Annotated in this window: 15 protein-coding genes; 8 read left to right on the top strand and 7 right to left on the bottom strand. The window is 71.0% G+C overall.

What is annotated here, in order from left to right; genetic code table 11:
• Nucleotides 1-20: 20 nt before the first annotated feature.
• Nucleotides 21-713 (bottom strand): aggregation-promoting factor C-terminal-like domain-containing protein, encoded by a 693-nt coding sequence (locus OUY22_RS19860; RefSeq protein WP_270156535.1) that lies wholly within the window; start codon nucleotides 711-713, stop codon nucleotides 21-23.
• A gap of 282 nt (nucleotides 714-995) precedes the next feature.
• Between OUY22_RS19860 and OUY22_RS19855 the strand changes: the two genes are divergently transcribed.
• From OUY22_RS19855 to OUY22_RS19845, 3 genes are read left to right on the top strand one after another with little or no spacing between them, the layout of a single operon-like run.
• On the top strand, nucleotides 996-1670 hold the full coding sequence (locus OUY22_RS19855) for a response regulator transcription factor (protein ID WP_270156534.1): 675 nt from the start codon (nucleotides 996-998) through the stop codon (nucleotides 1668-1670).
• Nucleotides 1667-3079, top strand: coding sequence for a sensor histidine kinase (locus OUY22_RS19850; RefSeq protein ID WP_270156533.1), 1413 nt, complete (start codon nucleotides 1667-1669; stop codon nucleotides 3077-3079). The genes OUY22_RS19855 and OUY22_RS19850 overlap by 4 nt, the downstream gene beginning before the upstream one ends.
• Nucleotides 3076-3585, top strand: a complete 510-nt coding sequence (locus tag OUY22_RS19845) for a hypothetical protein (RefSeq protein WP_270156532.1) — start codon at nucleotides 3076-3078, stop codon at nucleotides 3583-3585. Before OUY22_RS19850 ends, OUY22_RS19845 begins: the two co-directional genes overlap by 4 nt.
• Nucleotides 3586-3589: 4 nt before the next feature.
• On the opposite strand, the gene OUY22_RS19840 is transcribed toward OUY22_RS19845, so the two are convergent.
• The 3 genes from OUY22_RS19840 to OUY22_RS19830 all read right to left on the bottom strand — a co-directional run bounded on the left by OUY22_RS19840 (nucleotide 3590) and on the right by OUY22_RS19830 (nucleotide 6891).
• Nucleotides 3590-4909, bottom strand: a complete 1320-nt coding sequence (locus OUY22_RS19840; protein ID WP_270156531.1) for a PhoH family protein — start codon at nucleotides 4907-4909, stop codon at nucleotides 3590-3592.
• Between the two features lie 200 nt (nucleotides 4910-5109).
• Nucleotides 5110-5871 carry an isoprenyl transferase gene (locus OUY22_RS19835; protein WP_270156530.1) on the bottom strand — a complete coding sequence of 254 codons (762 nt, stop codon included), beginning with the start codon at nucleotides 5869-5871 and terminating at the stop codon, nucleotides 5110-5112.
• Between the two features lie 171 nt (nucleotides 5872-6042).
• The gene (locus tag OUY22_RS19830) at nucleotides 6043-6891 is read right to left on the bottom strand and encodes an amidohydrolase family protein (RefSeq protein ID WP_270156529.1); all 849 of its coding nucleotides are present in this window, start codon (nucleotides 6889-6891) and stop codon (nucleotides 6043-6045) included.
• A 131-nt stretch (nucleotides 6892-7022) separates the two neighbouring features.
• On the opposite strand from OUY22_RS19830, the gene OUY22_RS19825 reads away from it, so the two are divergent.
• A complete protein-coding gene (locus OUY22_RS19825; protein ID WP_270156528.1) occupies nucleotides 7023-7583 on the top strand; it encodes a PadR family transcriptional regulator in 561 nt (186 codons plus the stop codon).
• A gap of 11 nt (nucleotides 7584-7594) precedes the next feature.
• Complete coding sequence (locus OUY22_RS19820; RefSeq protein WP_270156527.1) at nucleotides 7595-8311, top strand: VOC family protein; 717 nt, start codon at nucleotides 7595-7597, stop codon at nucleotides 8309-8311.
• 114 nt (nucleotides 8312-8425) lie between these two features.
• Here OUY22_RS19820 and OUY22_RS19815 read toward each other — a convergent pair whose 3' ends face one another.
• On the bottom strand, nucleotides 8426-9544 hold the full coding sequence (locus tag OUY22_RS19815) for a sugar ABC transporter substrate-binding protein (protein ID WP_270156526.1): 1119 nt from the start codon (nucleotides 9542-9544) through the stop codon (nucleotides 8426-8428).
• Nucleotides 9545-9771: 227 nt separating this feature from the next.
• Between OUY22_RS19815 and OUY22_RS19810 the strand changes: the two genes are divergently transcribed.
• A complete protein-coding gene (locus OUY22_RS19810; RefSeq protein ID WP_270156525.1) occupies nucleotides 9772-11541 on the top strand; it encodes a thiamine pyrophosphate-dependent enzyme in 1770 nt (589 codons plus the stop codon).
• Between the two features lie 8 nt (nucleotides 11542-11549).
• Here the strand turns inward: OUY22_RS19810 and OUY22_RS19805 are convergent, their stop codons facing one another.
• A complete protein-coding gene (locus tag OUY22_RS19805; protein ID WP_270156524.1) occupies nucleotides 11550-11990 on the bottom strand; it encodes a PPC domain-containing DNA-binding protein in 441 nt (146 codons plus the stop codon).
• Between the two features lie 212 nt (nucleotides 11991-12202).
• On the opposite strand from OUY22_RS19805, the gene bla reads away from it, so the two are divergent.
• Entirely contained in the window at nucleotides 12203-13081 is an 879-nt protein-coding gene (gene bla, locus OUY22_RS19800) for a class A beta-lactamase (protein WP_408638182.1), read from the top strand.
• A 10-nt stretch (nucleotides 13082-13091) separates the two neighbouring features.
• On the opposite strand, the gene OUY22_RS19795 is transcribed toward bla, so the two are convergent.
• Complete coding sequence (locus OUY22_RS19795; RefSeq protein ID WP_270156522.1) at nucleotides 13092-13820, bottom strand: sulfite exporter TauE/SafE family protein; 729 nt, start codon at nucleotides 13818-13820, stop codon at nucleotides 13092-13094.
• A 78-nt stretch (nucleotides 13821-13898) separates the two neighbouring features.
• Between OUY22_RS19795 and OUY22_RS19790 the strand changes: the two genes are divergently transcribed.
• Nucleotides 13899-14688: neutral zinc metallopeptidase (locus tag OUY22_RS19790; protein WP_270156521.1), on the top strand; the 790-nt coding region annotated here is incomplete at its 3' end.

Genomic DNA, 14688 nt, shown 5'->3' with positions numbered 1-14688 from the left:
ACAGGAGGAAAGATGGCTTGTTAATACCATCCCCTGGCCTGCGAGTGCCCCCACGCCCCGCACGGGGTGCCGTAGCGGCCCTTGATGTAGCCGAGACCCCACTTGATCTGGGTGGCGGGGTTGGTCTGCCAGTCGGCGCCCGCGCTGGCCATCTTGGTGCCGGGCAGCGACTGCGGGATGCCGTACGCGCCGGAGTAGCGGTTCATCGCCCGCTCGTTCCAGCCGCTCTCCTTGTGCCAGAGCCTCTCCAGGCAGCCCCACTGGTCGGCGCCGAAGCCGAACGAGCTGAGCATCTCCTTGGCGACGGCCTTGTTGGAGCCGGGCGAGGGGGTGCTGCCGGGCGGGAAGTTGGCGGGCGGGAAGCCGTCGCCGCCGGGCGCCTTCTCCTTGACGACGATGGGGTCGAGGGGGTCGTTGTCCTCGCGCCCCTCCTTCAGCCTGTCGGCCTTCCACGCCTGCACGGCGGCGGCCTTGAGCTGGTCGGTCTCGGGGTCGGCGCCGGACAGGTCGCCGCTGGCCAGGCGGGCCAGCTCGTCCAGCGAGGGGCCTTCGGAGACCGGGCGGTTGGCGTTCTCGACGGCGCGGTAGGCGACGAACCCGCCTCCGCCGAACACGACCACGGCGGACAGGCCGATGATCACCACTCGCTTCGGGCTCAGCCGCGAACGCTTGCGCGCGGCGCGCTCGGCTTGGCGCGTGGGGCGCTCGCTCACTCTCGGACCTGGGCTCACGGTCCATGAGCTTGCCCTGACTCAGGGGGTGGTCCGCAACCGAAACGGTGGATTCGTTTGGCACTCCCTTGGCTAACCAGCAGGTAAGCCCGGCTTTCTGATACGTGTGATTTTCGTCACACCAGGCTCGCCGACCGTTCGCGGACGCTTCGGGAGGCGCGGCCTGTTTCCGGTGCGAGCGAAGCGATTCCGCAGAGTATGTGCGCCACGTCACAGTTGCGTCACGGAATGCGGGCATACACGGCATAGCCCGATAATGTGCCCGTGGCTGGCATCCTCCTCGTCGAAGACGACCCCTCGGTCCGCACAGCGCTCGAACTCGCGCTGGCCCGCCAAGGGCACTCCGTCACCTCGTACACCACCGGCGAGGAGGCGCTCGACCACGTCAGGGCCCGCCGCCCCGAGATCGCCATCCTGGACGTCATGCTGCCCGGGATCGACGGCATCGAGGTGTGCCGGCGCATCCGCAAGCTCGACCAGCTCCCCGTGATCCTCCTCACCGCGCGCGGCGACGACCTCGACATCGTGGTCGGCCTGGAGGCGGGCGCGGACGACTACGTGGTCAAGCCGGTCGAGCCGCGCGTCCTGGACGCCCGCATCAGGGCCATCCTGCGCAGGGCCGAATCCGCCGCCTCCGACCGGATCACGTTCGGCGACCTGGTCATCGACCGGGGCGCGCTCAAGGTCACGCTGAGCGGCAAGGAGATCCACCTGACGCCGACCGAGCTGCGCCTGCTGCTGGAGCTGGTCCGCCACCCCGGGCAGGTGCTCAACCGGCGCTACCTGCTGCGCTCGGTCTGGGACCACACCCACGTCGCCGACTCCCGCCTGGTCGACGCCTGCGTGCAGCGGGTACGGGCGAAGATCGAGCCGAAACCCGCCGAGCCGGTGTTCATCCACACGGTGCGCGGCTTCGGTTACCGGTTCAGCCCCCCGTGATCAGGCTGCCCGCCGGGTTCCGGGCCCGCCTGGTCTTCTTCTTCACCATGGTCGCCATGGCCGCCTCCGTCCTGGTGGCCACGATCGGCTTCGAACTGGCCAAGTCGGCGCTGGTCAAACGGGCCGAGGACACCGCCATCGACCTGGTGACCAGGGAGCTCAACCGGATCACCTTCCCCATCGGCAGGCTCAGGCAGGGCGAGGCGAAGCCCGGCATCCGGGAGCTGGCCGCGCTCGCCGACGCGCTGGACGGGCCCGGGCGCAACGTCGTCATCGAGTACGGCGACCTGCTGCACGCCGAGGGCCCGATGACGCTGAACGACGTGCCCAACGAGCTGCACGGCCGGGCCAAGCGGTTCGTCGTCACCCAGCGCAAGATGGTGCGCAACGAGCTCTGGCTCATCGTCGGCTCCGCCGTCTACCGCGACAACGGCCAGGAGCCCGAGGCCACCGGCCTGCGCGCGTTCGTCTTCTTCCCGATGCGCGACGAGGAGAGCCAGCTCGCCACCCTGCGCACCACGATGGCCCAGGGTGGGGTGGCCATCGTGCTCATCGCCCTGGTGCTGGGGCTGCTGTCGGCCCGGCAGGTGCTGCGGCCCGTCGCCCGGCTCAGCGCGGCGGCGCAGGCCCTCGGCCAGGGCCGCCTGGACACCCGCCTGCCCGTGCGCGGCCAGGACGAGCTGGCCGAGCTGACCGCCCGGTTCAACGACGCGGCGGCGGCGCTGGAGCTGAGCGTGTCGGAGCTGCGCTCTCTGGAGGCCATGTCGCGCCGGTTCGTCGCCGACGTCTCGCACGAGCTGCGCACCCCGCTGACCGCGATGACCGCGGTGGCCGACATGCTCTACGAGGAGGCCAACCGGCTGCCCGAGGCGCCGGCGGAGGCGGTGCGGCTGGTGCTGCACGAGATCGAGAGGCTGCGTGAGCTGGTCGAGCACCTCATCGAGGTGAGCCGGTTCGACGCCGGCACCGCGACCCTCCACCTGGAGCCGGTGAACGTGGCCGACGCCGTCCAGGACTGCCTGGAGGTGCGCGGCTGGACCGACCAGGTGCGGGTCAACGCCCCCGGCGGTCTCGTCGTCGACCTCGACCCGAGCCGGTTCGACGTCATCCTGGCCAACCTCGTCGGCAACGCGCTCAAGCACGGCGCCCCGCCGGTGCTGATCAGCGCCAGAGGCACCGAGAACGGCCTGGAGGTGAAGGTGCGCGACCACGGCAAGGGCATCCCTCCCGAGGCGATGCCGCACGTCTTCGACCGCTTCTTCAAGGCGGGCGCGGGCCGCACCCGCAGCCAGGGCAGCGGGCTGGGCCTGTCCATCGCGCGCGCCAACGTGCACCTGCACGGCGGCACGATCTCCGTACGGGCCCAGAACCCGGGCACGCTGTTCACGGTCTGGCTCCCGCACCCATGAGGGCCGCAGCGGTGATCCTGGGCGCCGCGGCGGTGCTGCTGGGCGGCGTCGCCTGCGGCATCGCGCCCACCGGCGTGATCGAGCGGGCCCCGGCGCCCGTCATCGAGGTCCCGCCCCCGTCCAAGACCATCTACCTGCTCAAGAACGGCGAGCTGACCATGGAGCCGGCCGACGTCGGCTCCGCCTCGGTGGAGAGCCTCCTGCGGGCCCTGTTCGCCGCCTCCACCCAGCAGCTCGGCGAGCTGGACACCGCCCTGCACGGTTTCGCCTTCGACGGCATCGAGGACTCGCTCAACCCGATCCAGCGCGACGAGGTGAAGCTGCCCAGGACCTCCACCCTGACCGTGTACGTGAAGGGCGAGGGGACGCTGAGCAGGACCGCCATGGCCCAGATCGTCTGCACCGCCCAGCAGGACACCGCCGTCCAGGAGGTGCGGATCGTCCTGAGGAACGGAGACCGCGCCCCGAGGACGGAGCGCGGTCTGACGTGCGGCAAGCTCAGGTGAGCCGCTAGATGGTGAGGTCCTCCAGCATCTCGGTGACCAGCGCGGCGATGGGCGAGCGCTCCGAGCGGGTCAGCGTGACGTGCGCGAACAGCGGGTGGCCCTTGAGCTTCTCCACCACCGCGACCACGCCGTCGTGGCGTCCCACGCGCAGGTTGTCGCGCTGGGCGATGTCGTGGGTGAGCACCACGCGGGAGTTGGCGCCGATGCGGCTGAGCACGGTCAGCAGCACGCCGCGCTCCAGCGACTGGGCCTCGTCCACGATCACGAACGCGTCGTGCAGCGACCGCCCGCGGATGTGCGTGAGCGGCAGCACCTCCAGCATGCCGCGGTCGAGCACCTCCTCGATCACCTCGGGCGAGGTGACGGCGCTCAGCGTGTCATAGACCGCCTGCGCCCAGGGGCCCATCTTCTCGCCCTCGGTGCCCGGCAGGTAGCCCAGCTCCTGGCCGCCGACCGCGTACAGCGGGCGGAAGACGACCACCTTCCGGTGCTGGCGGCGCTCCAGGACGGCCTCCAGGCCCGCGCAGAGGGCGAGCGCCGACTTCCCGGTGCCGGCCCGGCCGCCCAGCGACACGATGCCGATCTCCGGGTCCATCAGCAGCTCCAGCGCGATGCGCTGCTCGGCGGAGCGGCCGTGCAGGCCGAACACCTCGCGGTCGCCGCGCACCAGCCGCACCGACTTGTCGGGCTGGACCCGGCCGAGCGCCGAGCCGTTGGCCGACAGCAGCCGCAGGCCGGTGTGGGCGGGCAGGTCCCTGGCCTCCTCCAGGTCCGCGGTGCCGGAGTCGAAGAGCGACTCGACGTCCTCGGTGGTCACCTGGATCTCGGCCATCCCCGTCCAGCCGGACTCGATGACCAGCCCGGCCCGGTACTCCTCGGCCGCCAGGCCGATCGAGGCCGCCTTGACCCGCATCGGCAGGTCCTTGGAGACGAGCACCACGTCCTGGCCCTCGGCGGCGAGGGAGCGCGCCACGGTGAGGATGCGGGTGTCGTTGTCGCCCAGGCGGAAGCCGACCGGAAGGATGGATGGATCGCTGTGATTGAGCTCGACCCTGATCGTGCCCTCCCCGGTGGGCATCGGACCGTCCAGCCGGCCGTGCTCGACGCGCAGCTCGTCCAGGTAGCGCAGGGCCTTTCTCGCGAAGTAGCCCAGCTCCGGATGATGCCGCTTCCCCTCAAGCTCCGTGATGACGACGATCGGCAGGACGACGTCGTGCTCCGCGAAGCGGGTCATCGCCGCCGGGTCGGCCAGCAGGACCGAGGTGTCCAGCACATAGGTGCGCTTGGCGGGACTGGTCGTAGGGTTGCTCGAGGACACTGCCACACGTTCTCCCCCGGGTGCCCGTGCGGGCGGGCACCCTGCAGACGAGGCGGGAATCGGACCGGGCCCGCGTCCCCGACCAGCCGTCGGCGCCGGACTCCGGCCCCCTCGGCTGAGATCGGCGCAAAGGCGGGCCCTTTCCGGAGTGTCCGGCCTTTGGCCGGACACTTCCAACGTTACGTCCTGAGTACCAGGATGTCCCGTTAGGAACCGTAACGTCGGTGTCTCGCGGCGTAATCCCGCAGGGCTCGCAGGAAGTCCACCCTGCGGAAATCAGGCCAGTAGGCCTCGTGGAAGTAGAACTCGGAATGAGCGCTCTGCCACAACATGAAGCCCGACAGGCGCTGCTCGCCCGAGGTCCGAATGAGGAGGTCCGGGTCGGGCTGGCCGCGCGTGTAGAGATGCTCCGCGATGTGTTCGACATCGAGACCCTCGACGAGGTCCTCGATGCTCGCGCCCTTGCTCGCCTGCTCTTGCAGGAGTGAGCGCACCGCATCGGCAATCTCACGCCTTCCTCCATACCCAACTGCAACGTTCACAATCAGGCCCGGACGGTGTGATGTCACTTCTTTCGCATTCTTAAGGACATTGGCCGTCCGATCGGGCAACAGGTCGAGCGCTCCCACCGGGCTGATCCGCCAGCCCTGGTCGACCAGCTCCTGGACCACGTCCTCGATGATGCGCAGCAGCGGCTCCAGCTCGTGGGGCGGCCGGTTGAGGTTGTCGTTGGACAGCATCCAGACGGTGACGACCTCGACGCCCGTCTCACGGCACCACGTGAGCAGCTCGGAGATCTTGTCGGCGCCCTTGCGATGCCCCTTGGCGACGTCGGTCATGCCCATGGCGCGCGCCCACCGGCGATTGCCATCGATGATCACCCCGACATGCCGGGGGATGCTGTCCTTGGACAGCTTGGCCTCCAGCCGGCGCTCGTACAGCCGGTAGACCAGGTCGCGCAGGCTCACGGAGTTCCTCCCCAGCGCTGCCGTTATATCGGTCGGAAGACCTGACAGGCCATTATCACCGTGTTTCACGCGTGCCCGTGCCGGTAACGCGGACCTTGCCCCGGTATGGGTGGCCACCCGGGCCTCCGGCCTCGTCGATCAGCGCGGGGCCGCCACGCCGGTCTCCTTCCCTCACGACGGCTCACGAACCTCCCGGTCCAGGCCGTAGACGCGGACGGCGGTGCCGCCGAAGACCTGCTCCGTGTCGGTGCCGCCGAGCAGCGCGTGCGTCACCTGGAACACGGTCCGGTAGTCGGACGCCCGCAGCACCACCGGCCAGTCACTGCCGAACATCAGCCGCTCGGGGCCGAACCGCTCGACCGCGTAGTCCACGTACGGCCGCAGGTCCTCCACCGTCCACCGCTCGTGGTCGGCCTCGGTGACCAGCCCTGACACCTTCGCGCACACATTCGGGTACGAGGCCGCGGTCGCGAGCTTCGTGGCCCACGGCTCCCACTCGTGGTCCCTGATCCGCGGCTTCGACAGGTGGTCGACGACCAGCTTAAGCCCGGGATGGCGCTCGGCCACGGTGACCACGTGGTCCAGATGCCGGGGCAGCAGCGACACCACGTCGAAGGCGAGCCCGGCCGCCGCAAGCAGGCCCAGCGACTCCAGCACCCCGTCGCGCACCAGCCAGTCGGGGTCCGGTTCCTCGTGGATCAGGTGGCGGACGCCGACGAACGCCGGATGCCGCCGGTAGCGGTCGAGGGCCGCCGCCGCCCCGGCCGGGTCGGTCAGATCGATCCATCCGACGACTCCGGCGATGAACGGGTGGGCGTCGGCGTGCGCGAGCATCGCGTCCGTCTCGGCGAGCGAGTTGGCCGCCTGCACCAGCACGGTCCGGTCCACCCCGGCCGCCCGCAGCTCCGGGGCCAGGTCGGCGGGGGCGTAGGTGCGGTAGAGCACCCCCGACTCGGGGGTGAGCCACGAGTACTCGACGGTGTCGGGGTTCCAGAAATGCTGGTGCGCGTCGACGATCACACGCAGAACCTAGGATGCCCGCGCCGGCCGGGCAAGACCGCCGCTTCCCGGAGCCGCGTGGACGAAGCTGTCGGTGCGGTACACTCCCGAAGCAGCTAGCCAAATTTGGCTAGTGAAGGTCGGGAGGTCCGATGAAGCCGGTACGGCTGCTGGTCCTGGGCGCGCTGCGCAGGCGCGGGCGCGCCCATGGCTACCAGGTCCGCGCGGATCTGGAGTCGTGGGGCGCGCACGAGTGGTCGACCGCCACCTCGGGCTCGGTCTATCACGCGCTCAAGAGCATGGCCGGCCAGGGCCTGCTGGTGACGCACGAGACGGTCGCCTCCGAGGCCGGAGGGCCGCCGCGGATCGAGTACGAGCTGACCCAGGAGGGCGAGCGGGAGTACCTCGACCTGCTGGGCCGGGCGCTGGCCGCCCGCGAGCCGAGCCTGGACGTGCTGGGCGCCGCCGTCGGTCTCATCGAGGACCTTCCCCGGGAGCGGGCCCTGGAGCTGCTGCGCGAGCGGGCCCGCGCCATGCGCGAGTGGCGGGCGAGCATCACCGCGCACCTGCCCGAGGGCACGGATCTGGTGACCTGGGGCCCGGTGGGCGAGGTGCTGTCCCTGTGGCTGAGCACCGCCGACGCCGGCGCCCAATGGACCGACCGGATGATCCGCCGCCTGGAAGAGGGCGCGTTCACCATGGCCGACGAATAGGAGTCCCCCCGATGGCCGACGAGATCGCCATACCGCTGCTCCCCTGCCGCTCCATCGACGAGATGGCCGACTTCTACACCATGCTCGGTTTCCACCGGGTCTACTACCAGGTCCGGCCGAACCCGTACGTGCTGCTCAAGCGCGAGGATCTCCAGCTGGGCTTCTTCGGCATGCCGGAGGCGTTCAAGCCCGAAGACTCCTACGGGACGTGCGTGATCGTCGTGCCGGACACCGGAAAGCTGTTCGAGGCGTTCGCCGCGGGCATGCGCGCGGCGCACGGCAAGCTCCTGGTCTCCGGCATCCCCCGGATGACCCGGCCGCGCAGGCGGAAGAACGACGGTGACCACTCCGGTTTCGCCGTCATCGACCCCGGCGGCAACTGGATCCGCTTCGCGGCCGCCCGCCCCCTGCCGGAGCAGGAGGCCACGAGCAGGCTCACCACCTCGCTGAACCGGGCGGTCGTGATGGGCGACTCCCACGGCGACCACGAGCGGGCGGCGCAGATCCTGGACGGCGCCCTGGAGCGGGACAAGGACACCGCGTCGGCGGCCGAGCTGCTGGAGGCGCTGGTCTACCGGGCCGAGCTGGCCGTCCGCGCCGAGGACCACGCCGCCGCCGGGCACGCCCTGGCCCGGGCCCGCGCCCTCACCCTGACCGAGGCGGAACGCGAGCAGCTCGCCCAGCCCCTGGCCGCCATCGACGACCTCGAAGCCACGCTGGGTCCCTGACCGGACACGGCGCGGCGCCTCGATCCGCCGCGGCGGGAAAGAGAAGGGGGGCCGCCCGCCCCGGGGCGGGCGCGGCCGGGGGGGGGGGGGGGGGGCCCGTGCCCTGTGCCGGTTCTACTGGATTCCCGCCTCTGTGCACTTCTCGGCGAACTCGCCGGTGCACAGCTCCTCCTTGGTCACGTAGCCGTCCGCCACCACGTCCTTGACGTTGTCGGCGTAGATGGCCTGCGGCTCCAGGAGCTCGGCGGGGACGTCCTGGCCCGTCTCCGGGTCCTTGACGCTGCCGCTGGCGGCCGGCTTCTCGCCCTTGGCCAGCGCGACCGCGAGCGCGGCGGCCGCGTCGGCCTCCTTCTTGACGGCCTTGTAGACGGTCATGCACTGGTCGCCCGCGAGGATGTTCTGCAGCCCCTGCACGGTGGCGTCCTGACCGGTGACAGGCACCTTGCCGTTGAGCTTGTTCTTCTTCAGCACGGTGATGGCGGCGTTGCCCAGGCCGTCGTTGGCCGAGAGCACGCCGGCGATCTTCGGCTCGCTGGTCAGCATCTGCTCGAAGAGGGTGCCGGCCTGGGTGTTGTCCCAGTCGGGCACGGACTGCTCGGGGCCCTTGACGTACTCGCCGGCGTCGAACTTCGGCTTGAGCACGCCGTCGTAGCCCTGCTTGAACAGCGTCGCGTTGTTGTCGGTCGGCGAGCCGTTCAGGTAGGCCACGATGGGCTTCTCGGCGCCGTTGTCGCTCAGGCACTTGACCAGGCCCTCGCCCTGGAGCTGGCCGACCTTCTCGTTGTCGAAGCTGACGTAGTAGGCGGCGTTGCCGCCCAGCGTCAGCCGGTCGTAGTCGATGGTGGCCACGCCCTGGGCCCTGGCCTTGTCGATGACGGTCTTGCCGGTGCCGCTGTCGAGGTTGACGATCATCAGGACGGTGGCGCCGTTGGTGATCATCTGGTCGGCGATGGTCTGGAACGCGGTCTTGTCGTTCTGCGCGTTCTGGATGTCGTACTCGACTCCGGCGGCCTCGAAGGCCTCTTGCAGGTACTTGCGGTCCGCCGTCTCCCACCGTGCCGACGACTTGCTGTCGGGCAGGATGACGCCGATCTTGCCCGCTTGCTGAGAGGCGGAGGCGGACGCCTCCGCCGTGGAGGTCGATGAAGTCTGACCGCCGTCGCCCCCGCAGGCGGTAAGACCGAGAGCAAGCGCGGCCGCCGTGGCGGTCAGGCTGAGGATCCCCTTGCGCATGGTGCAGGGTCCTTTCTTCCGGAGGGGCCCGGATGAATGTTGTTTGCGGCAACGTATTCCGGCGGGGACTGCTTGGGAAGACCTCCGAGAGGGGGAGTTTGTTGTATCCGGTAACAATCCAGAAACGCCAGGGACGCCGATCCGACACCTTTCCCGGCCCCCGCCTGCGGGCTCCGGTACGTCACGCGGCCCAGGTTTGCCCGGACGCCGTGGGGCATGCGCCCCCTATGGCAACCATCGCTTCTGAACTGCTCGTCGAACGTCTGGCCGCGTGGGGCGTGGACACCGTCTTCGGCATGCCCGGCGACGGCATCAACGGCATCATGGAAGGGCTGCGGCGCCACGCCGACAAGGTCCGCTTCGTCCTGGTCCAGCACGAGGAGGCGGCCGCGTTCATGGCCGCCGGGCACGCCAAGGCCACCGGCCGGATCGGCGTCTGCCTGGCCACCAGCGGCCCCGGCGGCATCCACCTGCTCAACGGCCTGTACGACGCCAAGCTGGACCACCAGCCGGTCCTGGCGATCACCGGCATGCAGGAGAGCAGCCTGCTGGGCACCGGCTACCAGCAGGAGGTCCACCTGGAGCAGGTGTTCGCCGACGTCGCCGAGTACAACCTGGTCGTCGGCAACCCGGCCCAGCTGCCCGGCGTCGTGGACCTCGCCATCAGGACCGCCTACGCCCGGCGCGGGGTCGCCCACCTGAGCCTGCCGAACGACGTGCAGGTCGCCGAGGCCGGCATCGACCCCTACCCCCAGGTCGCCCCGGCGCGCCCGCCCGCCACCGCCGCCGTCTACCTCCGCCCGCCCGCCGTGCCCGCCGACGAGGACCTGCGGGCCGCCGCCGACGTGCTCAACCAGGCCGAGCGGCCCGCGATCCTGGCCGGGGCCGGGGCGCTGCACGCCCGCGCCGAGGTGCTGGCCGTGGCCGAGACCCTCGGCGCGCCGGTGATCAAGACGCTGCCCGGCAAGGCCGTCATCCCCGACGACTCGCCGTACGCGGTGGGCGGGATCGGCCTGCTCGGCACCCGCCCCGGGGAAGAGCTCATCGAGGACTGCGACACCCTGTTCATGATCGGCACGAACTTCCCCTACACCCGGCACCTGCCCGAGCCGGGCCAGGCCCGGGTGGTCCAGCTGGAGGCCGACCCGGCCAGGGCCGGGGCGCGGCTGCCCACGGAGGTGCCGTTGATCGGCGACGCCAAGGAGTGCCTGCGCGCCCTGCTGCCGCTGCTCAAGCGCGCCGGCGACCGCGGCCATCTGACCGGCTACACCGAGCGGATGGACGCCTGGCGCGCCGACATGCGGGCGCTGGAGTCGCCGCGGCGCCACCCCATCGCGCCGCAGTACCTCATCGGCTGCCTGGACCGGGCCGCGGCCGACGACGCGATCCTCACCTGCGACTCCGGCACGATCGCGACCTGGGCGGCCCGGCACTGGACCATCCGCGGCGAGCGCGGCTTCTACCTGTCCGGCAACCTCGCCTCGATGGCCCCCGGCCTGCCGTACGCGATCGCGATGCAGCACGCCTTCCCCGGCCGTCAGGTGATCGCGTACGTGGGTGACGGCGGGTTCGCGATGCTGATGGCCGAGTTCCTGACCGCGGTCCGGCACGGCCTGCCGGTCAAGGTGGTGATCAACAACAACAACGCGCTGGGCCAGATCCTCTGGGAGCAGATGGTGCTCGGCTATCCGGAGCACGGAGTCCGGTACGCGGAGCCGGTCGCCGACTTCTCGGCCTGGGCGCGCTCGTGCGGCGGCTACGGCCGGAAGGTCACCGAGGCCGGCGACCTGGAGGAGGCCGTCCGCCAGGCGCTCGCGCACGACGGTCCCGCCCTGGTGGACGTGGACGTGGACCCCGACGAGCCGCCGATGCCCGGCAAGGTCTCCTACGAGCAGGCCAAGAACTTCGCGCAGGCCTTCCTGCGCGGCCAGCCGCGCCGGGCGTCGATCGCCACCACACTGTTCAAGGACAAGATCTCCCAGTTCAGGTCCGGCTGAGCGCCGCGTCAGCCGGACAGGTCGATCAGGGCCAGACCGGTCTCGGGGTCGTGGCGCTTGCGCAGCCAGGCCGGCGACTCCTGCACGACGACCTCCAGCGTGGGCCACACCCGCGCCTCCAGCAGGTGGCCGCCCCTGGTGGCGCCGTCCCGCAGGCCGACGACCACGTGCGCGTGGACCTGCGGGCGCCCGTCCGCGACCGCGATGTCGCCGGTCAGGCTCAGCACCTCGACCTGTTCCTCGACCGGGATGCGCAGGTAGTCGCCGTGCTCGGGGTCGAAGTAGCCGAGCGTGGCGCCGCTGAACGCGCCGATCGCGGTGAACGCCGCCGCCGTCACCTCGTGCTCCTCCGCCCAGCGCCGCAGCTCGATCATGGGCTCGTCGCCCTTGTCCATGACGATCGCGTGCGCCGTCATGCCGTCGGACCTCGTCAGGACTCGTGACTTCATGCCGAGCCGTCTGCCCGCGCCGCGCAGGGCTACGCCTGCCTGCCCTGATGGTGTTCCCGATATGGACGGGTTACCGATATCACTATTGGACAGCGCGCCGGGGTCTCTGGTCTGCTCGTCCCCGTACGAGATCGCCATCTGATCGGGGGACCTGACCCATGCCGCACCACTTCCGAAGGGCCCGCGCCAAACTCGCGCTCTCCTTCCTGGCGATGACCACGGCGCTCGCCGGAGGCGTCACGGCGGCCCCGGCCGCCGTCGCCGCGCCGGCCGCCCGCGAGGACGCGCTCCGCGCGGAGCTGCGCCGGCTGGAGACCTCCTACCGGGGACGCATCGGCGCGTTCGCCATCGACACGGGCACCGGCAGGACGTTCGGCTACCGGGCGCACGAACGGTTCCCGAGCCTGTCCACGTTCAAGGCCGTCCTGTGCGGCGCCGTGCTGGACAAGGCCCGCACCGAGGATCCGGGCCTGATGGAGCGCACGCTGCGCTGGACGCGCAAGGACGTGGTCGACCACTCCCCCGTCTCCGGCCTGCCGGAGAACGTCAAGAACGGGATGACGCCGGCCCAGCTGTGCCACGCCACCATCACCCTGAGCGATAACACCGCCGCCAATGTGCTGCTCAAGCAGATCGGCGGGCCCGCGGGCATGACCCGCTACTACCGCTCGCTCGGCGACCGGGTGGGGCGGCTCGACCGCTGGGAGACCGAGCTGAACGACTGGAAGCCGGGTGAGAGGCGCGACACGGTCACGCCCGCGTCCATGGCCCGCGACCTCAAGCGGCTCACGGTCGGGGACGCCCTGGCGCCGGCCGACAGGAAGCGGCTGACCGGCTGGCTGAAGGCCACCACGACCGGCAACGAGCGCATCAAGGCCGGGCTGCCCGCGGGCTGGACCTCCGGCGACAAGACCGGCACCGGCGGCGTCCACGCGACGGCCCATGACATCGCGATCGCCTGGCCCCGGTCGGGCGCCCCGGTGATCATTGCCGTCTACACCTGGCGGCGGGCCGCCGACGCCGAGGTGGACCAGACGGTGATCGCCAAGACCGCGTCCCTGCTCGTACGCAGGCTCGGCAAGGCCTCCTGACCCCGGCCTCTCAGGAGCTCGCCAGGGTCTGGACGATCAGGACCAGGGCCGACAGCGCCGCCACCACGAGGACGGCGGCGCGGACCTTGCCGCCGTCGAGATAGCGGCGCAGGGGGGCCGAGACCAGGAACCCGGCGATCATCGGCACCAGCAGCGCGGCCCCTGTGCCGAGCGCGAGGGCCGGCAGCCGGCCGACCGCGGCCAGGATGACCAGCGACTGGGCGGCGCTCAGGAAGAAGAACATCGCGAGCGTCGCCCGGATCTGCGGGCCCTTCGCGCTCTGGTAGACCAGCGCGATGGGCGGCCCGCCGATGCCGGTGGCGGTGCCGGTGACCCCGGAGACGAAGCCCGCCGTGGTGGTCGTGAGCCCGTTGCGCGGCAGGCTCACCGCCCGCGCCGTGAGCACCACCGCGACCAGCACCATGACACCGATGAACAGGCTCAGGTGGTGGATGGAGATGTAGACCACGACGGCCCCGCCGACGAGGCCGCCCGGCACCCTGCCGAGCACCGCGAAGCCGAGCCCGCGCCAGTCCACCCGCCGCCACTCCGAGGCCAGGGTGAACAGCGGCAACGTCAGGTTCGCCACCTGGATCGCCCCCGGCATCACCGACGGGTCCAGCAGCGTCAGCACGGGCGCCGCCACCAGGCCCATCCCGAACCCCACGCCGCCCTGGACCACCGCCCCCGCGAAAACCGCCAGCCCGCCGATCGTCAGCACTAATGCCAGGTCATCCATGGCGGAAGTCAATCATCGTCACCTTCGCCACCTCACGGCGGGGGTGACGAGGCCGCGCGTCCCCTAGGCTGGCTGATCGTGCTCGTCCGATCTTCGCTGCTGGCGCTGTGCCTGGCCGCCGTACCCGCCCTGCCCGCACGAGCGGCCCCGCACACGGAGCTGTACTCAGCCTCGTTCGCGGGCCTGTACTCAGCCTCGTTCGCGGACCCGTTCGCCCGGAGCGGGAAGCTGGCGGAGGCGGTCTGTCCTGAGCCGGCGATCACGCACGGCGGGATTCCGAGGACCCGCGAGTACCTCAGCGTGGTCGTGAAATGTCTGCATAAGTCATGGAAGGCGCGCTTCGCCGCCGACCGGAAGCGCTTCCGCGAACCCCGGGTCCGCTTCTACGACGAGCCCGAGCGGCGCGTGTGCGGCGTGCCGTGGCCCGAGAGCGCGGCCGCCTTCTACTGCACCAACCACCGCGCCCTGGTGTTCCCGCTCACCGGCGAGTGGATCGAGAACCGCACGGACCTCTACCCGCTCAAGGTCGCCGCCCACGAGTACGGCCACCACCTGCAGTCGCTGACCGGGATCCGACGGCACTACGAGGCCCGGGTCAAGGCGAGCCCCGGCCGCCAGGCGGAGCTGGGCCGCCGCTACGAGCTGCAGGCCGACTGCCTGTCCGGGGTGTTCCTGGGCGCGGTGTGGGAGTCGCTGGACCGTACCGGCGAGGACTGGACGGCGCTGCTGGACGCCACCCGGGCCAGCGGCGACGACGAGCACCGGCGCAGCCACGGCACGGGCGTCACGCGGGTCAGGTGGCTCAAGCGCGGCTACCAGGCCCTCTCCCCCGCCGCCTGCGACACCTGGTCGGCCCCGCGCGCCACGG

Source organism: Nonomuraea corallina, from assembly GCF_027620315.1.
GTDB lineage: Bacteria > Actinomycetota > Actinomycetes > Streptosporangiales > Streptosporangiaceae > Nonomuraea > Nonomuraea corallina.
This window is presented reverse-complemented; position numbering and strand designations above follow the sequence as displayed.

Bases quoted from the DNA above. Each gene is read 5' to 3' on its own strand.
- OUY22_RS19815 (WP_270156526.1), bottom strand. From the start codon at position 9,544: ATGCGCAAGGGGATCCTCAGCCTGACCGCCACGGCGGCCGCGCTTGCT.
- OUY22_RS19845 (WP_270156532.1), top strand. From the start codon at position 3,076: ATGAGGGCCGCAGCGGTGATCCTGGGCGCCGCGGCGGTGCTGCTGGGC.
- OUY22_RS19805 (WP_270156524.1), bottom strand. From the start codon at position 11,990: ATGAAGTCACGAGTCCTGACGAGGTCCGACGGCATGACGGCGCACGCG.
- bla (WP_408638182.1), top strand. From the start codon at position 12,203: ATGACCACGGCGCTCGCCGGAGGCGTCACGGCGGCCCCGGCCGCCGTC.
- OUY22_RS19825 (WP_270156528.1), top strand. From the start codon at position 7,023: ATGAAGCCGGTACGGCTGCTGGTCCTGGGCGCGCTGCGCAGGCGCGGG.
- OUY22_RS19820 (WP_270156527.1), top strand. From the start codon at position 7,595: ATGGCCGACGAGATCGCCATACCGCTGCTCCCCTGCCGCTCCATCGAC.
- OUY22_RS19795 (WP_270156522.1), bottom strand. From the start codon at position 13,820: ATGGATGACCTGGCATTAGTGCTGACGATCGGCGGGCTGGCGGTTTTC.
- OUY22_RS19810 (WP_270156525.1), top strand. From the start codon at position 9,772: ATGGCAACCATCGCTTCTGAACTGCTCGTCGAACGTCTGGCCGCGTGG.